Annotated in this window: 17 protein-coding genes; 8 read left to right on the top strand and 9 right to left on the bottom strand. The window is 46.0% G+C overall.

The window, feature by feature from the left end; all coding sequences use genetic code 11:
* The first annotated feature begins 84 nt into the window (after positions 1-84).
* Complete coding sequence (locus UF05_RS11315) at positions 85-2,118, top strand: prolyl oligopeptidase family serine peptidase (protein ID WP_045545524.1); 2,034 nt, start codon at positions 85-87, stop codon at positions 2,116-2,118.
* Between the two features lie 236 nt (positions 2,119-2,354).
* On the opposite strand, the gene UF05_RS11310 is transcribed toward UF05_RS11315, so the two are convergent.
* Positions 2,355-3,986, bottom strand: a complete 1,632-nt coding sequence (locus tag UF05_RS11310; RefSeq protein WP_020841442.1) for an ABC transporter ATP-binding protein — start codon at positions 3,984-3,986, stop codon at positions 2,355-2,357.
* A gap of 89 nt (positions 3,987-4,075) precedes the next feature.
* Positions 4,076-4,573 carry a hypothetical protein gene (locus tag UF05_RS11305; protein WP_015313576.1) on the bottom strand — a complete coding sequence of 166 codons (498 nt, stop codon included), beginning with the start codon at positions 4,571-4,573 and terminating at the stop codon, positions 4,076-4,078.
* Positions 4,574-4,760: 187 nt separating this feature from the next.
* Here UF05_RS11305 and UF05_RS11300 point away from each other — a divergent pair, with 187 nt between their 5' ends.
* Both UF05_RS11300 and UF05_RS11295 read left to right on the top strand, forming a co-directional pair.
* Positions 4,761-7,121 (top strand): Lon protease family protein, encoded by a 2,361-nt coding sequence (locus UF05_RS11300; protein WP_025526746.1) that lies wholly within the window; start codon positions 4,761-4,763, stop codon positions 7,119-7,121.
* A gap of 234 nt (positions 7,122-7,355) precedes the next feature.
* On the top strand, positions 7,356-8,984 hold the full coding sequence (locus tag UF05_RS11295; protein ID WP_005478090.1) for a methyl-accepting chemotaxis protein: 1,629 nt from the start codon (positions 7,356-7,358) through the stop codon (positions 8,982-8,984).
* Between the two features lie 123 nt (positions 8,985-9,107).
* On the opposite strand, the gene UF05_RS11290 is transcribed toward UF05_RS11295, so the two are convergent.
* Entirely contained in the window at positions 9,108-9,842 is a 735-nt protein-coding gene (locus UF05_RS11290; protein WP_005478273.1) for a flagellar brake protein, read from the bottom strand.
* Positions 9,843-9,992: 150 nt separating this feature from the next.
* Here UF05_RS11290 and UF05_RS11285 point away from each other — a divergent pair, with 150 nt between their 5' ends.
* Both UF05_RS11285 and UF05_RS11280 read left to right on the top strand, forming a co-directional pair.
* Entirely contained in the window at positions 9,993-10,268 is a 276-nt protein-coding gene (locus tag UF05_RS11285) for a GNAT family N-acetyltransferase (RefSeq protein WP_025622352.1), read from the top strand.
* Positions 10,269-10,270: 2 nt separating this feature from the next.
* The gene (locus UF05_RS11280; protein ID WP_045545523.1) at positions 10,271-11,245 is read left to right on the top strand and encodes a phosphotransferase; all 975 of its coding nucleotides are present in this window, start codon (positions 10,271-10,273) and stop codon (positions 11,243-11,245) included.
* A 46-nt stretch (positions 11,246-11,291) separates the two neighbouring features.
* Here the strand turns inward: UF05_RS11280 and UF05_RS11275 are convergent, their stop codons facing one another.
* Positions 11,292-11,792 (bottom strand): GNAT family N-acetyltransferase, encoded by a 501-nt coding sequence (locus tag UF05_RS11275; RefSeq protein ID WP_045545522.1) that lies wholly within the window; start codon positions 11,790-11,792, stop codon positions 11,292-11,294.
* 395 nt (positions 11,793-12,187) lie between these two features.
* Here UF05_RS11275 and napG point away from each other — a divergent pair, with 395 nt between their 5' ends.
* From napG to UF05_RS11260, 3 genes are all read left to right on the top strand, one after another.
* Entirely contained in the window at positions 12,188-12,958 is a 771-nt protein-coding gene (napG, locus tag UF05_RS11270) for a ferredoxin-type protein NapG (RefSeq protein WP_025793751.1), read from the top strand.
* Entirely contained in the window at positions 12,958-13,812 is an 855-nt protein-coding gene (gene napH, locus UF05_RS11265) for a quinol dehydrogenase ferredoxin subunit NapH (RefSeq protein WP_045545521.1), read from the top strand. Before napG ends, napH begins: the two co-directional genes overlap by 1 nt.
* A gap of 203 nt (positions 13,813-14,015) precedes the next feature.
* The gene (locus UF05_RS11260; protein ID WP_045545520.1) at positions 14,016-15,197 is read left to right on the top strand and encodes an MFS transporter; all 1,182 of its coding nucleotides are present in this window, start codon (positions 14,016-14,018) and stop codon (positions 15,195-15,197) included.
* Positions 15,198-15,279: 82 nt separating this feature from the next.
* Here the strand turns inward: UF05_RS11260 and UF05_RS11255 are convergent, their stop codons facing one another.
* The 5 genes from UF05_RS11255 to UF05_RS11235 form a co-directional block, all read right to left on the bottom strand.
* Positions 15,280-16,119, bottom strand: a complete 840-nt coding sequence (locus UF05_RS11255; RefSeq protein ID WP_045545519.1) for an energy-coupling factor transporter transmembrane component T family protein — start codon at positions 16,117-16,119, stop codon at positions 15,280-15,282.
* Positions 16,116-17,855: an ABC transporter ATP-binding protein gene (locus UF05_RS11250; protein ID WP_045545518.1), complete on the bottom strand. Its 1,740-nt coding sequence runs from the start codon at positions 17,853-17,855 to the stop codon at positions 16,116-16,118. Before UF05_RS11250 ends, UF05_RS11255 begins: the two co-directional genes overlap by 4 nt.
* Positions 17,856-17,861: 6 nt before the next feature.
* Positions 17,862-18,410 (bottom strand): ECF-type riboflavin transporter substrate-binding protein, encoded by a 549-nt coding sequence (locus tag UF05_RS11245; RefSeq protein ID WP_005375133.1) that lies wholly within the window; start codon positions 18,408-18,410, stop codon positions 17,862-17,864.
* Positions 18,411-18,747: 337 nt separating this feature from the next.
* The gene (locus tag UF05_RS11240; protein ID WP_005478401.1) at positions 18,748-19,878 is read right to left on the bottom strand and encodes an HlyD family secretion protein; all 1,131 of its coding nucleotides are present in this window, start codon (positions 19,876-19,878) and stop codon (positions 18,748-18,750) included.
* A complete protein-coding gene (locus UF05_RS11235; RefSeq protein ID WP_005478107.1) occupies positions 19,878-20,258 on the bottom strand; it encodes a DUF3302 domain-containing protein in 381 nt (126 codons plus the stop codon). Before UF05_RS11235 ends, UF05_RS11240 begins: the two co-directional genes overlap by 1 nt.
* Positions 20,259-20,440 lie beyond the last annotated feature (182 nt).

The raw sequence follows: 20,440 nt of genomic DNA, 5'->3' as shown, positions 1-20,440 counted from the left end.
ATTTCGCCACTTGAGCCCTAATCTAGCTATTGAGAATAAATCTCAATAAAAACAAAACACTTCAAACGGAGTAACACGGACGTTATGCATTACCCAAAAACACGTAAAGATTCTGTCGTGGACACTTATTTTGGTCACGACATTGCCGACCCTTATCGCTGGTTAGAAGATGATCGCAGTGAAGAAACCGCACAATGGGTTTCGGGTCAAAACTCAGTGACCTTCGATTTTCTTGGTCAGATCCCGTACCGCCAACAAATCCGTGACTTAGTCGCGAATAGCCAAAACTACGAAAAATATTCCCAGCCATTTGTACGTGGTGACTACACCTACTTCTACAAAAACGACGGTTTGCAAAACCAAAGCGTATTGTATCGCCGTAAAGGCGAGGGAGAAGCCGAGGTCTTCCTTGACCCAAATACTTTCTCTGAAGAGGGCACAACCTCTCTTGGCGAAGTCAGCTTCTCGAAAGACTATCGTTTGGTGGCATATTCCATCTCGGAAGGAGGCAGTGACTGGCGTAAGATCTTTGTCATTGATACGGAAACTAAAGAACAGCTAGAGCCAGAGATCGTTGATGCGAAGTTTACGTCGATTTCTTGGCTGGGCAGCAAAGGCTTCTATTACTCAAGTTACGACAAGCCGCAAGGCAGTGAGTTGTCTGCTCGAACTGAGCATCACAAGCTTTATTATCATGAACTTGGTACCCCTCAATCTGAAGACAAAGTGATTTTTGGTGAGCAGGGCGCTCAGATTCATCGCTATGTGTCTGGTACGACGACGACAGATGATCGCTTCCTCATTATTGCTGGCGCAGAATCCACATCGGGTAATCGTCTGTTTTATATCGACTTACAGTCTGACTCCCAAGCGATTGTGACACTGCGCGATACGACGCAAGGCGACACCTACTTGATTGATAGCCAAGACGAAACCTTGCTGCTTTACACTAACCTAGAAGCGCCGAACGGCAAAGTTGTCAGCTACAACACTCAGACAGAACAATGGGCTGACGTGATTGCTGAACAAGAACAGCCGCTAGAAATCAGCAAAGGTGGCGGTTATCTGTTTGCGACTTATATGGTGGATGTGCTTTCTAAAGTGCAGCAGTTTAATTACCAAGGTGAGTGGATTCGAGATGTAGAACTGCCGGGAGAAGGCACGGCTTACGGTCTAGCAGGTAAAAAAGAAGAAACCACGCTGTATTACACCTTTACTAACTACGTGACACCACCGACGATCTTCTCATTTGATGTCGAATCTGGTGCATCGACGCTTTATCAAGAATCAAAAGCGCCGTTCGATCGCAATGAGTATGAGTCAAAACAGGTGTTCTACACCTCAAAAGATGGCACGCAAGTTCCAATGATCATCTCATACAAGAAGGGCATCTCGCTTGATGGCAGTGCGCCAACCATGCTGTATGGTTATGGCGGTTTTAACATCAGCCTCACTCCGATGTTTTCTGGCAATGTGGCCAACTGGCTAGAATTGGGTGGCATTTACGCTGTCGCCAACATGCGAGGCGGCGGTGAATATGGTAAAGCTTGGCACAATGCGGGCACTCAGCAGCAAAAGCAAAACGTGTTTGATGACTTTATTGCGGCGGCGGAATACCTAATTGAAAACGACTACACCAGCTCGGAGCGCCTAGCGATTCGTGGTGGTTCTAACGGTGGTTTGTTAGTTGGAGCGTGTATGACGCAACGCCCAGAACTATTCAAAGTTGCGCTGCCTTCGGTTGGTGTGCTTGATATGCTGCGTTACCACACATTTACGTCTGGTGAAGGCTGGAAGTACGACTACGGCACGTCAGAACAAAGTGAAGCGATGTTCCGATACTTACTTGGGTATTCACCTGTTCACAATGTAAAAGAAGGCGTGCAGTACCCTGCTACCTTGGTGACAACCGCTGATCATGACGACCGAGTTGTGCCTGCTCACTCGTATAAGTTTATTGCCGAAGTGCAAGACAAACAGCAAGGCAAAAATCCGGTGTTGATTCGTATTGATGTGAATGCAGGTCATGGTGCCGGTATGCCGCTCAGCAAGCAAATCGAACTCACGACCGATGTGTACGCATTTACGCTATACAACATGGGTATCGAGTCGATTTGACGATTTTGAGCTTTAGAGAATAAAAAATGCCGCGACAGAATCGCGGCATTTTTCATGGTTGGGGGAACTCAAGTAATACTGTTTTTCAGTATTGTTGAGTCAGGTTGACTAAGTCTGACTCGATGAACCAACCAGTCTCGGCGGCCAAACCGAAAGGCAGCTACGCCATTCTCAAGTAAAGATGAAATAATCATCTTTACTTAATCCTAGTTCATTAATATGAAACTGTGATGAATCTAAGCAGCATCATTTTGATTTTCATTGTTTTCAAGATCAAATGAGGCATCAATCAGTTTTCTAGTGTACTCACTTTTTGGGTGATGGAAAATCTCTTGAGCGCTTCCTTGCTCCATCACTTCTCCTTTTTGCATCACCAATACGCGATCAGAAAGCGCCTTAACCACTGATAAATCATGGCTTATGAACAAATAACCAATATTGTGTTTTTTCTGCAAGTCTTTGAGAAGATCGATGACAGTGAGTTGCACTGAGCGATCTAAGGCTGAGGTCGGCTCATCAAGCAAGATAAACGACGGTTCCAAAATCAAGGCTCGTGCAATCGCAATACGTTGACGTTGCCCACCGGAAAATTCGTGCGGATAGCGGTTTATAGATGCGGGATCCAAACGTACTTCGCGCAGAACATCACGCGCTTTTTGCATGCGTTCTTTCTTGTTTAAATATGGCCGATGGACGGTTAACCCTTCAGTGATGATTTCCCCGATGGTCATACGTGGTGAAAGCGAACCGTATGGATCTTGGAACACCATTTGTATGTCTTTTTTCAGATCGAACCGCTCTTTATCACTGAGTGAGGTCATGTTTTGACCTTTAAACTCAATTTTTCCGGTAGACGGTAGCAAACCGATCAACGCACGCCCTAACGTGGATTTACCCGAACCGGATTCACCAACAATGCCTAGTGTTTCGCCTTGTTTCAGTTGTAACGAGATGCCTTTTACCGCTTCGAAGTACTCGTTTTTGCTTGCGATAAAGTGAGGCTTCACCAAAAACTTCACACGAATGTCTTCAGCGTTGAGCAATTCCGACGCTTTCTCATCAACGGGGGTTTTGCTTCCTTTCGGAATCGAGTTAATCAGCATTTTGGTGTATTCATGCTGAGGTTCAGAAAACAAGTGCTCAGTGATGCCTTCTTCAACGACCTCACCTTTGCACATCACCAACACACGATCGGCAAAGTGTTTCACCACGCCTAGGTCATGGGTGATAAATAAAATAGCCATCCCCATTTTTGCTTGAATCTCTTTAATCAGCAGTAGCACTTCCGCCTGAACGGTAACGTCAAGCGCGGTTGTCGGCTCATCGGCAATTAAGATGTCTGGTTCGTTAATTAGCGCCATGGCAATCATGATGCGCTGTAATTGGCCTCCAGAAAACTCATGGGGATACTTATCATAGGCTTGTTGCGGGTTCGGCAAATGAACCAAATCAAACAGTTCAAGCACACGTTCTTTGGCTTTGCGCTGATTGACGGAGCGATGACACATCATGGCTTCCGCCACTTGAATACCGACCCGCATATACGGATTCAGTGAAGTCATTGGCTCTTGGAATATCATTCCGATGCGATCGCCGCGAATGCGCTGCATTTGTCGCTCAGTTTTGTCCAGAATGGATTCGCCTTCAAACATGATCGACGAGTCTGGATGGACAATGGCGTTGTCTGGTAGCAGCTTCATTAAAGCGTTGGTGGAAACTGATTTACCCGAACCAGATTCGCCGACGATAGACAGCGTTTCACCCGCTTGTAGCTCGAAGCTAACATTCTTTACTGCATCGACGATCCCATCGTTTGTCGTAAAGCTGACAGACAAGTTGTTCACCGAAAGAATGGTTTGAGAAGACATCACGTATCCTTGTGTTTGATATAGCAAATAAACCTAGAGCAATGGTGATGGCGCTGAAATCCTGCTGCTTTCCATTGCTCTGGTACTCATTAGTTGTAGAGGTGGGGAGCAACCGCTTCTGCTGAGCTCATTGCCTGTAAATGCAAAAACTGTTCATGGGCGCGAGTGACATGGTCCAGCTCTATCATCCATTGAGCATTGCGCTGCGCAGAGCAAAATGCGGCCATGTGCGCAAGTAAGTCCTCACTTTGCTGACCGAGTAGGTGGCCAACACGCTCAATCAGCTCATGGCTTTCAAGCTGCAAAAATTGGAACAGCGCATAAGTTTGGTTGAGAGCCGAAAATGCGTCGCGTTGCAATCCTAGTTTGTTGAGGATCTCCGATTGCGCCACGCTCGCATCGCGTAATCCGCTGACCAGACACACAAATTGGCAAGGCTTGGTAAGGTCATTCTCTAGCGCCTTATGGATATGGCTAGGCAAGTGATTGAGCACATCTTCGTATAAGCGATGAGCTTCTGGCCAATGGCCTTGCTCCATCAATTGCTCCGCTTTCAAATAGCGCATCCAGCATTGCTCAATATTCATGTCCATCTCCACAAAAGTTGATTTGCTGAAGATATTAAATGAAATTGATTATCAATTGCAAGTGCGTATTGTTTTCATTTTTATGGTCATAAAGTGTGCGATTAAACCATGGTGTAAGCTAAATCACTTAAAATTAAACAAATAATCTCTACACTCAAGTTACGACAATAAGAAAAAGGAAGCGGATATGGCAATACTAAGATTGGAACCTCAACAGCTATATTCTGTAGCGGATCTAGAGAATATGCCATGTAAGTCGACCAAGGAACTGCCTCCTATTGACGAAATCGTGGGACAAGAGCGTGCGCAAAAAGCGGTCGAGTTTGCGATGTCAATTAAGGAAAAAGGGTACAACATTTACGCCATCGGTCAGAACGGGCTAGGCAAGCGCACGATGATTCTGCGCTATTTGAATCGTCACCAGCATGACGCCGGTGCGTTATTTGACTGGTGTTACGTCGCGAATTTTGAAGATACACGCACGCCTAAAGTGTTAAAGCTCCCTTGTGGAATCGGTAACAAACTGCGTGTTGATATTGAAGCCTTAATGGGGAAATTGCTTAACGCGCTGCCATTAGCTTTTGATAACGAAATGTACTTTAGCCGTGCTGATCGTTTGAAAAACCAGTTGGCAAACAAACAGCAAAATGAATTGGACCGCATTAGTCGTGAAGCAAAAGAGCACGGCATCAGCCTGACGATCACATCGCAAGGCGATTATCAATTTGTCGCCATGAATGGCGATGAGTTGCACACAGAAGAATCTTTTGATGCCTTGAGCAAAAAAGAGCAAGAACAGTTCAGTGACAGCATTGACGCGTTAGAGGTGAGTTTACGTTCCATGGTGCGTGAACTGACCGAGTGGGAGGATACCTACAGCGACAAGATCAAAAAACTGAATGATGAAGTTACGCTCGATGTGATTACTCACTTCATTAAAAAGCTCAAAGTGGATTATTCAGAATACTCCGAAATCAAAACCTATTTGACGGAGTTGCAAAAAGATATCGTTGAAAACGCGGATATTTTCCTCGATCAAAGTGGTGAACAAGGTGAGATTGCTGCTGCGTCTTTAGATAAAAAGTTGCCTCGTCGCTACAAAGTGAACGTGTTAGTGAGTCGTAACAACAGCGATTTCCCAATCGTGGTGGAAGAGAACCCAAATTACCACTCACTGTTTGGCTCGATTGAAACTGCGACATTCAAAGGAACAGTCTTTACCGACTTCTCACTGATCCGTGCAGGTAGTTTGCACAAAGCCAACGGCGGCGTTCTGTTAATGGACGCGCAAAAAGTGTTGGAGCAGCCGTATGTCTGGGATGGCTTAAAACGTGCGCTGCGCTCTCGCCAACTAAGCTTTACGTCATTAGAAAAAGAGGTGACGTTGACGGGGGCGGTTTCATTAGATCCTGAACCGATCCCGCTTGATATCAAAATCATCTTGTTTGGTGATTACCGAACTTACCAATTACTCCAACATTACGATCCAGAGTTCAGCGAGTTGTTCCGTGTGACGGCAGATTTCGAAGACGAAATGAAACGTACGCCGGAGTCTGAGCTGCATTACGCGCGCTTTATCTCTAGCGTGGTACATGACAACAATATGCTGCATTGCGATCGCAAAGCCATTGCTCGAATCATCGAATACAGCTCACGTTTGTCTGGCGACCAATCCAAGCTATCTCTGCATTCGGCTAATATCGCCAACTTGCTTCGAGAGTCAAACTACGTGGCTCGCCAAGCAAACTCAAACATGATCCGCATTGGCCACGTCGAAGAGGCGATGAAAAATCAGGAGATGCGCGTCAGCCGTTTGCGAGACAGTGTGATGGAGACGTTCTTAAACGGCACTACGTTGATTCTCACTGAGGGTTCGGCGATAGGGCAAGTAAACGCTTTGTCGGTGTTGAGTACCAGCGATTATATGTTTGGTGCGCCTAACCGTATTACTGCCACAACATGCTACGGCGATGGCGATGTTATCGATATTGAACGCAGCGTCGATCTTGGCGGCAGTATCCACTCGAAAGGTGTGATGATCCTATCGGCTTATTTGTCTTCCGTATTCGGAAAAACCGCGCGAGTGCCACTCACGACGACGATTACCTTTGAGCAATCATACGGCGGAGTCGACGGAGACAGCGCGAGCATGGCGGAGTTTTGCGCGGTCGTTTCGGCTTTTTCTAAACAACCAAATCGACAAGATATCGCGATCACGGGTTCAATGAACCAATTTGGTGAAGCGCAGCCGATTGGTGGCGTAAACGAAAAAATCGAAGGTTTCTATGATGTGTGTGTGATCAAAGGTCGTCACTCCGGACAGGGCGTGATCATTCCTCGTTCGAATGTTCATAACTTGATGCTACGCGCTGACATCGTGAAAGCGGTAGAAAAAGGGGAGTTCCATATTTGGGCAATTGACCACGTTACTGAGGCCATTGAACTGTTCACCGGCAAGGTGGCAGGTGAGCCGACAGATGAAGGTTCTTACCCGATTGATACGATTTTTGGCCTTGCTCAAGCGAAGCTCAATTCGCTGAGAAAGTAAGCGATATTCGCTCTGGATGTGAATAAATATCATCACAATTAATCACAACCTGTAATAACGACAATATCCCGACACTAGTGTCGGGATATTGTCAATAACAGATTGAAAATGGGGACTTTTTGTACTAGACAAAAGTGTGATCGACCTCTAATATTCGCCACTTGTTTATTCGTCCGGGAACAATCCCGTCGCATGGAAGCAAGTAGGCATCACGCATATAACTGAGGTCCAGTCATGCAGCTATCACTGAAAAACTTGTCAGTACGAACCCAAATTTTGGTTCCGGTATTATTTACCGCTATTGTTTTGTTTATTGCTCTGTGGATTACTAAAAACAATCTTCAAGCGGAGCAAGACGTTATTGCTTCTAACCAAGAGTCTTTGGTTTTCCATAAAGACACTTTGGCGCGTATCGACGATCAAATTTACCCATTGCGCATCAGCGCGGTTTACGCAATTTACGATGCTTCTCGTCGTGAAACTTTCCTAAATGAGCTAAAAGCAGGCTTGAAACAAGTTGAAGCGGATCTAAGTGCAATCGAAGCGCGCAACCTGTTTCGTGAAGATGCGATTGAAGTGCGTAAAGCGATTGAAGCGTATGTGCAGTACTCACAGCGCTCTGTAGCGTTTTTCAACCAATACGATCAAGGTCTGAAATCAGACAACGAATACCGTGCATTTATTTCTGAGTATCGCCGTGTTGGTAACGAAATGGTGCAAGGCATCAACACTTTGTCTAAACACGTGAATGATCAAGCGGTTGAATCAACAGCAAAAAGTAACGCACAAAACGAGCGTGTTCAAACTAATGCGATGCTGACGGTTCTTGCTGTGTTTGTGTTCTCGCTTATTGGCGCTTGGTTCCTATCTGGCATGATTGTTACACCAATCCAAAAGCTGCAACGTGTGATGCGTGAACTGGCGGCTGGTAACCTTTCTGTTCGTGCGGATGTCGAAGGCGACAACGAGATTGCTCAGCTAAGCAAAGACGTTAACCAAACCGCGTCTCAACTTTACAGCATCGTTGATCAGTTAACTCGAATCAGTGAAGAAGTGGCGTCTGCATCGACAGAACTTGCTGCAGTAATGACGCAAGCAGAAGCGAACGCTCAACAAGAATTGGCAGAAATCGAACAAGTTGCTTCTGCGGTAAATGAGCTAGCAAGCACTGCAAACAACGTAAGTGACAATGCGACCTCTGCTGATGCAACAGCACGCGAAGCGGACGGGCTAGCTCAATCTGGTTTGGCTATCTTCCAAGAAAGTGCAGACGCAAGTGCGCAAATGTCTCAAGCATTGAACGATGCCGCGCAAGTTGTACTGCGTCTAAAAGAGCAATCAGTACAGATCAACGATGTTATCGAAGTGATTCGCGGTGTATCTGAACAAACGAACTTGTTGGCGTTGAACGCAGCGATTGAAGCTGCACGTGCTGGTGAATCTGGTCGTGGTTTTGCGGTAGTAGCGGATGAAGTTCGTATGCTAGCGGCACGTACTCAAGATTCAACGCAAGAAATCTCAACAATCATTGAAGAGCTACAAGCGCAATCAGGCCTTGCTAACGACAGCATGCAAGTTAGCCTAGAAATGTTAACTCGTAACAACGAGCTGACTCAGCAAGCGAACGATGCGTTGATCGGTATTACAGAATCTGTTGCGAACATCAACGATTCAAACACGCAAGTAGCGACAGCTGCGGAAGAGCAATCTCAAGTCACTCAAGACATCAACCGCAACGTGGTTAACATGTCTGAACTTGTGAACCAAAATGTAGCGGGCATCAGCCAAAGCGCAAGCGCAAGTAGCGAGCTATCACTACTGGCTGAAAAGCAAAAAGAACAGTTGAGCTTCTTTAAGCTGTAAGCTTTTGCTTTACGTTTTTAAATATGGTCTCAGCAAAAAGGCACCCTCGGGTGCCTTTTTAATGCTCGTTTTTCAAGAACGAATACGTGCTCTAGCAACTTCATGGCTCTAGGCCGTTCGAATTTATTTTAACTTCAGCTTGGTGCCGTCGAATTTGAGATGGCTCAGCAGACTCTTGGCGTTAGTTTTGCCTACCTCATCAAACTCCATTCCGTAGCGGGCATAGTGAGTCGATTTTTGAAGGTTGCAAATACGACCATTCAGTGGCGCTAACATGCGACCATCACTCGGCATGGTGAGGTCTAGAGTGATACGGTCGCCAACTTGTAAAGGCCGGCTCATTGGCGATGTCACAAAACGACAGCCGCTGCGAGACAGATCTCTGATCTCACACTCACTTCGATATTCATCCAAGCGGACTCGCGCTTTCAAATTCACCTCATAACGCACTTCTTTACGAAGTTGGAATACCTGCATTGTATTGGGAAGGCTAAGCACTAAAATGGGATAAGGGTCGCCCAAGCGATGTTGAAGCTGAGCCCTAAAAGGGATGACTGCGCCTTCGCCACGATGAGAATACGCTTTTACGTTTATCCAAAAGCCTTCTTGAAAATAGAATTTCAAATCTTCATCGGAAATATTCGGAACTTCGATCAATGCCGTATTGTTAGAGTGGCAGCCGACAAACGTACTGGTGGTGATGAACTTCGTTCCAACAGGCGTGGTCACATTGAGAGTGACTTCACTACCATGCTCGACCATCGCCATTGCATCGGTGCTGTTTAATGTGGTGGCCTGACGTTCTGGTGCTCTCTTACTCTGCAGAGGTAGATTGCCGTCTCTGGCACTGGTTATCATATTTCTCATTCTTATTGTCGTACCTGATTTGAGAAGAGGTGACTGCTATGAAATTTAGCACTAAACGACTGGGTGTCTTTGCGTGGTAATGATTTTATTCAGTGATATAGTTTGATTCAATAAATCCGTAACAAAATTAGAGAAGAAGATATGCATAAAGTGATTCACGACACTGAAAGTGGCCTCTTTTGGGTTGATTTAGAGCAAGACTTCAAAGCAAAAGTGGTCTACGAGTTGAAAAATGATGTGATGCACATAACATCGACGGTCGTACCAGAAGAGCTGCGAGGCAAAGGTTATGGCAAAGTAATGATGGAAGCGGTACTCCCAGAAATTGAAGCTCTGGGTTATAAAATCGAACCGGTTTGCCCGTATGTGGCGCATTACATCAACCGTAACCAAGCTTGGTTGCATCTTCTTGCTTGAGTATGAATGACCACCACCTTTTGTATCAAAATATCAGCCAGGATCTTGATCTCGGTGCATTGCTGTCGAGTGAAGTAATCCAGTCACTTTGGGGCGGTTACGGAGAATTGGTTCGGCTGATATTCGCTAAACGCTCTGTCATTGTAAAACACGTCAAATTGCCTAAACCTTCTGAACACCCTAGAGGCTGGAATACAGACCGTTCTCACCAAAGAAAGCTGCACTCTTATCAGGTTGAAGTCAGTTGGTACGCGCATTTTTCCGGAGTCATGGACTCGCACTGTCGAGTACCACAAGGCTTAAAAACGTTCCAGTCGGAGAATGAATGGCTCATTGTGATGGAAGATCTCGCCGAGGCGGGTTTTCCAAAAGTCATCACCGATGCAAAGCTAGAACATCTACGAGCCAGCCTTACTTGGTTGGCGAATTTTCATGCGCGCTACATCGGTGTTTGCTCGGATAAGCTGTGGCATACCGGCACGTATTGGCATTTGGCAACCAGACCCGATGAGCTTGAGGCGTTGCAAGACAGTGAGCTAAAAAATGCCGCTCGATTGATTGATCAAACGCTTTCGCAAGCCAAGTTCAAGACGCTTGTACACGGTGATGCCAAATTGGCGAACTTCTGTTTTGAGCAAGATGAATTGAGCGTTGCTGCGGTCGACTTTCAATACATCGGACATGGCTGTGCGATGAAAGATGTGGCACTGTTTATGAGTAGCGCCGTCAAGCCAGAGCGTTGTGCAGAGATGGAAGTTTGGGTCTTAGATACGTATTTCGCTCAGTTGCAACAGGCGTTAATGGTTTATCAGCCGAATCTCGACCCCGATGAAGTCGAGCGTGAATGGCGTCCTTTGTTTGCGGTTGCTTGGGCTGACTTTCAGCGCTTTGTGAAAGGTTGGAGTCCTGACCACTGGAAGATCAATCCCTACACAGAAGCATTGACTCGCAGAGCGTTGGCTTACTTACGAAAGTGAGTCGAAGTTTAAAAAGAAAAGCCTCCAACTAGTAGGAGGCTTTTCTTTATTTTTTACTTGGTCTGATACGTGCCATGTAATAGGTATTGATGAACTCGCCATCTCGGAATGAGGCATCAATCGCCTCTCCTTCAATTTCAAAACCATGCTTTTTGTACAGGCCAATCGCGGCCTCGTTGTCGGCATTCACTTCTAACTGAATGCGTCTTACATTCAACCAGTTATCCGCCAACTCGGTGATGGTTTCAATCAACTTACTTCCCACGCCTAGGCCGTGACACTGGTCGTGAACGCCAATACCAAACGCGGCCGTGTGCGCCGTTCTTGGGCGCTGCGAGTGATGAAAGCCAATGTTACCCACTACTTTACCATCGATTTCAGCGACGTAGCTGTAAACGCCAGCGGGCATATTTGACAATCGTTCTACCCACATTGCGAGCGAAGGTTTTGGGAGTTGCAGGGTTTCACGTTGTGCTTTTGGTTGTGAATAGACTTCTACGAGTGCCGCTGCGTCTTCAACGGTCGTTGGACGTACGATAATTTCCATGCTTCTCTCCTTCGCTTTTTAGTATTAATTTTCAATCTAACCACAGTTCCTTATTTTGGATAGTATTTTTTGATGTTTGAGAGATAAACACCTTTTAAATTAGGTTGTTATAGCTATGTTTCTCTAAATTTTAGTAGTCATTTATCTTCGAATTTAGCGAATAGATTGCAAAGGTGTTGAATTATTGTACTGAAAATGGCGTGCACGGCAGAGTATCGTGGTGAATTTCATGTTGGAGGAAATAAATGGAATTATTCAAACTGTGACGACGGCACTGTACATCAGTTGACTTGCATCAATTGAGGGTGGAGTTACCTCTTATGAGGTATGGGGAAGAGGTACGTTTAGCGCTATTTATGCTTAACTTGATAAAGGAGTTTCGTTGAGGAAATAGCATGAAATCCTCTCAGTCTAAAACATCGCAAAGTCGGCGCCGATTTTTGCGTGATACTGTCCGAACTGCGGCAGGCGTTGGCGCAGTGGCGTGTGTGTTGGGCTTACAATCGCTGCAAAGCCAAGCTCGAGAAACCAAAGGTGTGCCTATTCGCCCACCCGGTGCATTGCCAGAAGGCGATTTCGAATCAGCCTGTATTCGATGTGGCTTGTGCGTTCAAGCATGCCCTTACGACACATTGAAACTCGCGACATTACTTTCTCCTGTAGCCACTGGTTCTCCTTACTTTACTGCGCGCGATATTCCCTGCGAAATGTGCGAAGACATTCCTTGTGTGGTGGCTTGCCCGAGCGGGGCGCTGGATCCGAAGTTAACCGATATTGATGATGCTCGAATGGGTACAGCGGTTCTTATTGACCATGAAACTTGCCTTAACTGGCAAGGGCTACGATGCGACGTTTGCTATCGCGTTTGTCCGCTGATTGATGAAGCCATCACATTAGAGATGGTTCACAACGACCGAACTGGCTATCACGCCAAACTTATCCCTACAGTGAATTCAGAAGTGTGTACTGGGTGCGGTAAGTGCGAACAAGCGTGCGTGTTGGATGTCGCTGCTATTAAAGTTGTCCCGACGGATTTGGCGAAAGGCAAAGTGGGCAGCCATTACAATTTTGGTTGGAAAGAGATCGACAAACCACTCGAAAATACCCTCCCCAGTGAGACGCCTGTACCGGAAGGTGCGCTTGAATCGCTAAAAGGAGGTAAGTAATGGCAAAGAACTTAGCTCAAAATGCTGGCAAAGAAGCGGTAGAAAAGCTTGGTTGGTGGCGCGCGCATCGGTTTCTGATTTTACGCCGGCTATGTCAACTCACCATCATTGCGCTGTTTATGGCTGGGCCGACATTAGGGGTTCTAACCGGTAACCTCTCATCGAGTATGTTGTTCGACACGGTCCCTTTAAGTGACCCGTTAATTGTGCTTCAAGCTTTGGCGACAGGGCATATCCCGGAGTTTAATGCGTTGTTAGGCGTAGTGATTGTCGTGCTGTTCTACGCGATGTTAGCGCCGCGCGCATTTTGTGCTTGGGTATGCCCGTTGAACATCGTGACGGACTTGGCGGCGTGGCTGCGCCGAAAGTTCAACATTAAAGCGAGCTATCGTTGGTCTCCTGCTATTCGCTATTGGCTGATCCCTGTTTTGATGTTGGGCAGCGCGCTGTCTGGCGCGATTCTTTGGACATGGTTAGATCCAGTAGCGGCACTGCATCGCGGATTGGTGTTTGGTATGGGCGCAGGTTGGGTGCTGATCGCACTGGTGTTCGTACTGGATTTACTCTTAGTTGAGCATGGGTGGTGTGGGCACTTATGTCCACTGGGTGCTACCTATGGGGTGATAGGCCGAAAAAGCCTGTTGCGCGTTACCGCTGTTCGCCGCGAGGATTGCACGAAATGCATGGATTGCTTTTATGTTTGCCCAGAACCAGAAGTGCTTCGGCAGCCTTTGAAAGAGGGAGATCGTCGAGTTATGGATCAAAACTGCATAAGTTGTGGCCGCTGTTTGGATGTTTGTCCAGAGCATGTGTTTGAGTTCAAAAATCGCCTTAATGTGAAAAACATCGACTAAGTCGATAAGTCACTCATCAACCTTTTTCTTGCCTTTTACACATCGCGCTCACTTTCATCATTGGGCGCGATGTTTTCTGTATCGGTCATATCCTCAGTGCACTTAGAATCGCAACAGTGCGTATGTGATCATAAATAATAATGATATTGCGAATTTGTTACATTTAAAGCTATGATGATGACTTCATATCTAAAGGATGCATCATGAATACCTCTTCTCACGGCTGGAGAACGCCGCAAAATTTCCTTCTGTTGATCTCGATTATTGTGCCCATTGCCTTTTCTACCTGGATGGCTTTGCTGAATAACTTTGTTATTGAAAAAGCGAACTTTGATGGGGCGGACATTGGCTTGTTACAAAGCGTGCGTGAGATACCGGGCTTTTTAGCCTTTACCGCCGTGTTTGTGTTGTTGTTTATCCGCGAACAACGATTCATGTTGGTGTCTTTAGCGATGCTAACGCTTGGTACAGCATTAACAGGTTACTTTCCCACTTTGTACGGTTTACTTTTTACGACCTTGTTGATGTCCACTGGTTTTCACTACTTTGAAACATTGAAGCAGTCCCTGTCTTTGCAGTGGCTATCGAAAGAAGAAGCGCCAGAAATGCTAGGCAAGTTTATCTCGGTCGCCGCGCTGGCTTCTCTGTTTACCTACGGCGCGATTTGGATTTTGCTAGAGCAGCTTAAATTTGATTTCAAAACCGTGTATTTGCTGGCGGGTGGCGTTGGCTTTGTGTTGATCATCGTGATGGCACTGGCGTTTCCTCAGTTCAAAACAGCAGTGCCACAAAATAAGAAACTCGTACTGCGTAAACGCTACTGGTTGTATTACGCGCTCACTTTTATGAGTGGTGCGCGTCGACAGATTTTCACCGTATTTGCGGGTTTCTTAATGGTAGAGAAGTTTGGCTATTCTGCAGCAGACATTACCTTACTGTTTTTGATCAACTACCTGTTTAACTTTTTATTTGCCAAGCGCATTGGCCGTTTTATCGGTGTTGTCGGTGAGCGTAAGGCATTAACGTTTGAATACGTCGGTTTGATTTTCGTCTTTGTGGGATATGGTCTGGTGCAAACGGCGGAATGGGCTGCGGTACTGTATGTTGTCGACCACTTGTTCTTTGCGCTTGCCTTGGCGATTAAAACGTACTTCCAGAAGATTGCTGACCCGGCCGATATGGCGTCGACCGCTGGCGTTGCGTTTACCATCAACCACATCGCAGCGGTGGTAATTCCCGTTACATTCGGGATGATTTGGTTGGTGTCGCCTTCTAGCGTTTTTTACATCGGAGCGGGTATGGCCGCCGTTAGCTTGTTGTTGTCACTCAATATTCCAGCGAAGCCGGAAGAGGGGAACGAAACGCGATTGTTGAGGTGGAGTTAGTGCTCACTACTCAAAAGACTAAGCCATAATCTGGATAGAAAAATGGGATGCATCGGCATCCCATTTTTATGATTATCTCGCGTTAAAACGGATACCAGAACAGTTGTGTGTCCAGAACACGCTTGCTGATAGCAGCAATCACTATCACCGCAATCCCCGCCATGCAGATCATATCGGCTTTGGTCAGGGGTTTTAGGCTGTACCAGGTGCGAGATGAGTGACGGCCGAAGCCACGCAACGTCATCGCGTTTGAGATTTGGTCGGCTCTGTCCAAACTAGAGAAAATCAGAGGACCAAGAATCTTCGCCACGTTCTTCATACGAGTGAACAACGGAGCCTTCTTACTCAGTTCTACTCCGCGTGCTTGTTGCGCGTGCATGATGTTAACAAAGTCCTTTTTCACTTCCGGCAAGTAGCGCAGCGTTAAGCTCACGGCATAGGCGATTTTGTAAGGCACACCTAAGCGGTTCAAGCTGGCTGAAAACTCCGTCGGGTGAGTGGTAAATACAAACACCAACGCGATTGGGAACATGCTGAAGTATTTCAATGTCACTGTTACTAAGTAAAACAACGTCTCTTGAGTGAGTGAGTAATTACCGGGTAACGAGAGTAAAACCGTTGATGAGCCCATGAACTCAGTACCTTGTTGCGGCGCTAACGCGAACATAAACAGGGCATTGATCAGCAATACCGTGCCTGTACCCAGTAAAAGCGGTTTGTAGACATGAAATGGCACTTTGGTCATTTTCAATAAGCCTAAACCAAGCACGATCAACAGCGCGATGATTCGCAAGTCAAATGTGGTCAACACCACCGTCACCCAAGCAATGAAAAGCAAGAACTTAGTAATGCCATTCAACTTATGAAGTGGCGATTGGGTATCGATGTAGTTGATACCAAACTTCATCTTATGGTCTTTCATGCCACTGCTTTCTCTGGTTGGTTTACTTCGCTGCTTTTTTGTTGGCGGTGCGCTTTTTCTACATTGATAAAATGCTGCATAAAGCCATTGGTGTCTTCGATGCCAACTTTCGTAGCCAACTCAAACAGACTTGTTGTGGTGAGGTTCGCTTGGTCTAGTAGCTCTGGACTGCTGAATACCTGCGTCATTGGTGCATCCGCGACTAATTTACTGTCTGCAATAACGATAGAGCGCGTGGTGTATTCCAGCACTAAATGCATGTCATGAGAGATGATCATCACGGTTACGCCCAACTCGCGATTGAGCTTTTCGATGAAACTCAGCATAGACGTGTAGTTCCGGTAGTCCTGACCTGCCGTCGGTTCATCAAGGATCAGAAGCTCTGGTTCCAAGACCAAAATTGACGCAATGGTTACGCGCTTTTTCTGGCCGTAGCTCAATGCTTCGATTGGCCAGTGACGGTATTTGCTCAAACCGCACAGCTCAAGGACTTCAAGTACTTTAGCTTCGATTTGTTTCTCTTCAACGCCACGATTACGGAGGCCGAAGGCCACTTCGTCGAAAATCATGTGATGGGAAATCATGTGATTCGGGTTTTGCATCACCACGCCCACTTTCTGGCTGCGCTCGAAGATGGTCAGTTCGTTTAGATCTTGACCATTCATGCTCATTGAGCCGCTATCCGCTTCAATAACGCCCATAATCAGTTTGGTGATGGTCGATTTACCCGAGCCATTTTTGCCAAGTACAGAGACAAACTCGCCACGCTTGATGTCAAAACTCACGTCTTCTAGCGCATTTTTCTCACCGTCGTAAGAATAGGTGAGGCCACGGACTTCAAGCAAAGTCTCGGCTGGCGTTTTAGGTGGTTGTGCTGTTGAACCATCAAACCATGCTTGTACTGCTGGTTTATATTGCTCCAACGGTAAGGTAGTTAAGCTAGAAGGTTTTGCATCGCCCTCAATCGCGCAGCCTGCTTCTTTCAGAGCCGAAATATAAAGCGGTTCGCGGATGCCGTAATCTTCTAGCAGAGGCGACGCTAAAATTTCATCTGGCGTTGTATCGGCAATGATTTCGCCGCTTTCCATCAAGATAATACGGTCAACTGAGCGATGCAGAACGTCCTCAAGACGATGCTCAATGACTACGATGGTTTTGCCTGTTTCGCGGTGTAGGTCATCGATGATCTCAATGGTTTTTTTACCCGTTTTAGGGTCAAGCGCAGCTAGTGGTTCATCAAACAAAAGGATATCGACGTCATCGACGAGAATGCCCGCCAAAGAAACACGCTGTTTCTGTCCGCCAGATAAATCGTGGGGAGAGCGATCTAACATCTGTTCCAAGTCGACCATTTTGGCCGTGGCTTTGACCAATGGGTACATGTCGATGTTAGAAGTTAGCTGGTTTTCCAGCGCAAATGCGATGTCTTCGCCAATGCTCAAGCCGACAAATTGGCTGTCCGTATCTTGTAGTACGGTGCCAACTTGCTCAGTGTATTGGTGCATGTCGAAAGGGGCGGTGTCTTGACCATTGATGGTCAATGTTCCACTGGTTTCCCCTTTGATTGCGTGTGGGATCAGTCCGTTAAGACATTGCCCAAGGGTAGATTTACCACTACCACTTGGACCAATAATGACGATTTTCTCTCCTTTCTCTATCCTTAGATTGATATTTTTTAGCGTCGGTTTGTCCAGCGACTCATATCTAAAAGAGAAGTTAGAAAATTCGATTGTCATTCGACATTAAGCCTCTGTTAAGTTACGGCTTTGCTTGTTACGTTTAGCGACAGACTTAAGAATGAAGAAGCCAACAATAGCAATAAGAATGGTGTTACCGATCGCGATAATAGAAAGCTGGGTAAACACTTTAGTGAACGGTTCTGCGTACAAAATCGTGTCGAGGAATGCAGAGCAACCGTAACCAAATACGTTGCCTAATAGTGCAAGTACCACGAATAACGCGAAGTCTTTCATATTGAAATCACCTTTCTCCAAACGGTAGCGCGTTAGAGAGGGGAATAGACCGATAATCAAACCAACAATACCTGAACCAAGTACCCAAGTGAGCCATACGCCCCAACCTGCAAATAGGTCGGTGACCCAGTGGCCAATAAAACCAACCAAAAAGCCAACAAGTGGGCCAAATAGTACTGAGAACAATGCTAATACTGCCATTGCTGGTTTTAGCGTTGTGTTTGCAAACACAGGGATGCCAAACATAGGTAAGCCACCGATGCCGTAAAGTGCAGCACCAATTGCAATAACCACAACGGTTTTAGCAGAAAGATTCATAGATAACCTCAGTTCAATTGTCGATTTTAAAGAACGTTCATTTATATTGTTGGAAAGCATTGGTTATTTGATTGTGTTACATATATCCAAAACAACCAAGCTGCTTATTGTTTGCTCTATTTTTCTTCAGGAAATGTGTGATTTGATTCACGTATCCTTTTGACTGGCTTTGTTTTTTAGCAAGCATTAAAAATAAGGCGCGCATTATACAGAATATTGATAAAAGTGGGAATGCTATCTGTCTGGATGGCTAGAATGAAATCGGAGGCTGATTGTCAGCCCCCGATTACACTTTCTGATGCTATTTTCATCGATAAATGAATGAGCTAGCAGTTCATTAATGGTCTAGGTACAAATAGTTCTGCCAGCTCTTCATGCGAATAAGCACTTTGCGCATCACTGATACGTGAGTAAAGCTGTCTGAGTAAACTGCGACTTCAACCGCAGTACCCATTGGCAGGTGGTATTCGCTCAAATCGTCCGTGATTTTTAGCTTCGCAAATACACGTCCGCTCGTGCGCAAGGCATCGGTACCAAGTAGAGCACCTCTGGCTTGAATTTGACTTTCACCAATGGCCGGAATCACGTCAATGACTTCGCCACGGAACACTTTGCCCGGAATTGCGCGGAACATAAATTCTGCTTCAAAGCCCGGTTTCAAACGTTGTAGCGAGTTTTGTCTGAACGCAGCGGTGTACGTAATGTCTTCGGTATGCACGAAGGTCATTGCAGGAGCAAGCGGTAACGGCACAGCCATCACACCAGGACGCAAAGCCAATTGCGTAACGTAACCATCGGTTGGCGCACGAACGATAGTTTGTTCTAGGTTAAACTCTGCTTTACGCAGCTCTGCGAGAAGTTGCGCGACTTGAGTGTTTTCACCACCAATTTCAGAGTCCAGAGCGATTTGCGCTTGTTCTTGTTGCAAAATCGCAACGTCTAACATGGCTTCTGCCGCTTTATACGCTTGGCGTCGAGTATCTAAATCTTGTTCAGTAAACGCGCCGCGATCAAAGCCTCTTTGATATCGGCTAAACTCTCTTTGCGCTTTATCTCTATCTGCTTGTGCTTTTAAAACCGCAGCTTCTGCTTCTCTTAGATCAGACTCTAAACCCAACGCACCTTGGCTTGCTTCTTTGACTTTCGCTTCAAGGCGAGCGACCTCCGCTTCAAATGGCACAGGGTCTATTTTGAAAAGAATATCGCCAGTTTTGAGCGGTTGGTTCGCTTGAACTGGTACTTCCACAACGCGGCCACGTACACCAGAGACGATAGGCGTAGTTGGGAACACTTGGTTACCTAACTGAGTAAATGGGTGGTTGTAGTTCATAAGCAGCACAAGTGTGCCCACCAACACTACGCCACCAAGTACAGCTGTCGGGACCGTCCATTTGTTTAGAGGAATATTGAAGATTTTAAAAATGGCGATACAAAGAGCTGCGTAAGTCAGAATCAGCAATAAATCCATTATTCGTCCTCTTTACTTTGTTCAGTCAAAGGCTTTTGCTGAATCTTTTGTTGTTTCAACATCGATACTTCGTTTTTGAGTTCGTTGACTTCGTCGATGAGTTCTTCAAGACGGTGATGAATGTCGTGTGTTTCTTGCTCAAGTTGTTTGAAACCCCAACCACGCTCTTTGCGCCACAATGTTGCCCATATCCAAAGGAATGGCCAAAGTGCGTGCAGTGTGAACAGGCTAACCCAACCTGCGTAGTGAATTGCGTCTTGGTGCGGGTGTTCACGCTCTTTAGCAATTTCATACGGGATGTCATGGATAACAATGATTCCGTAGAAGATAACTAAAGCAACGAAGATGAGTAACCCAAGTGCAAAATAGTCTAGAAACATCTTACTTACCTGTGCTTGTTGCGAATTGGAAAAACTTACGTAAATTAACGGTTTAAGTATTTGTCTTAACTATAGATGAATCAAGCGCTTTTTATGTGCGAATTATGTTTATGCGATATCAGTACGTACTGATAGTTGTAGGCAAGTTTGGCGAGATTGAGTACAGATTTAAACAAAAAGTG

Source organism: Vibrio sp. S457-15, from assembly GCF_000960545.1.
Taxonomy (GTDB): domain Bacteria; phylum Pseudomonadota; class Gammaproteobacteria; order Enterobacterales; family Vibrionaceae; genus Vibrio; species Vibrio parahaemolyticus.
The sequence above is the reverse complement of the archived record's forward strand: the minus strand, read 5'-3'. Positions and strand labels throughout refer to the sequence as shown.

What these genes read in the sequence shown, in the direction of transcription:
- UF05_RS11315 (WP_045545524.1), top strand. Translation starts at nt 85, where the DNA reads ATGCATTACCCAAAAACACGTAAAGATTCTGTCGTGGACACTTATTTT.
- UF05_RS11310 (WP_020841442.1), bottom strand. Translation starts at nt 3,986, where the DNA reads ATGTCTTCTCAAACCATTCTTTCGGTGAACAACTTGTCTGTCAGCTTT.
- UF05_RS11305 (WP_015313576.1), bottom strand. Translation starts at nt 4,573, where the DNA reads ATGAATATTGAGCAATGCTGGATGCGCTATTTGAAAGCGGAGCAATTG.
- UF05_RS11300 (WP_025526746.1), top strand. Translation starts at nt 4,761, where the DNA reads ATGGCAATACTAAGATTGGAACCTCAACAGCTATATTCTGTAGCGGAT.
- UF05_RS11295 (WP_005478090.1), top strand. Translation starts at nt 7,356, where the DNA reads ATGCAGCTATCACTGAAAAACTTGTCAGTACGAACCCAAATTTTGGTT.
- UF05_RS11290 (WP_005478273.1), bottom strand. Translation starts at nt 9,842, where the DNA reads ATGATAACCAGTGCCAGAGACGGCAATCTACCTCTGCAGAGTAAGAGA.
- UF05_RS11285 (WP_025622352.1), top strand. Translation starts at nt 9,993, where the DNA reads ATGCATAAAGTGATTCACGACACTGAAAGTGGCCTCTTTTGGGTTGAT.
- UF05_RS11280 (WP_045545523.1), top strand. Translation starts at nt 10,271, where the DNA reads ATGAATGACCACCACCTTTTGTATCAAAATATCAGCCAGGATCTTGAT.
- UF05_RS11275 (WP_045545522.1), bottom strand. Translation starts at nt 11,792, where the DNA reads ATGGAAATTATCGTACGTCCAACGACCGTTGAAGACGCAGCGGCACTC.
- napG (WP_025793751.1), top strand. Translation starts at nt 12,188, where the DNA reads ATGAAATCCTCTCAGTCTAAAACATCGCAAAGTCGGCGCCGATTTTTG.
- napH (WP_045545521.1), top strand. Translation starts at nt 12,958, where the DNA reads ATGGCAAAGAACTTAGCTCAAAATGCTGGCAAAGAAGCGGTAGAAAAG.
- UF05_RS11260 (WP_045545520.1), top strand. Translation starts at nt 14,016, where the DNA reads ATGAATACCTCTTCTCACGGCTGGAGAACGCCGCAAAATTTCCTTCTG.
- UF05_RS11255 (WP_045545519.1), bottom strand. Translation starts at nt 16,119, where the DNA reads ATGAAAGACCATAAGATGAAGTTTGGTATCAACTACATCGATACCCAA.
- UF05_RS11250 (WP_045545518.1), bottom strand. Translation starts at nt 17,855, where the DNA reads ATGACAATCGAATTTTCTAACTTCTCTTTTAGATATGAGTCGCTGGAC.
- UF05_RS11245 (WP_005375133.1), bottom strand. Translation starts at nt 18,410, where the DNA reads ATGAATCTTTCTGCTAAAACCGTTGTGGTTATTGCAATTGGTGCTGCA.
- UF05_RS11240 (WP_005478401.1), bottom strand. Translation starts at nt 19,878, where the DNA reads ATGGATTTATTGCTGATTCTGACTTACGCAGCTCTTTGTATCGCCATT.
- UF05_RS11235 (WP_005478107.1), bottom strand. Translation starts at nt 20,258, where the DNA reads ATGTTTCTAGACTATTTTGCACTTGGGTTACTCATCTTCGTTGCTTTA.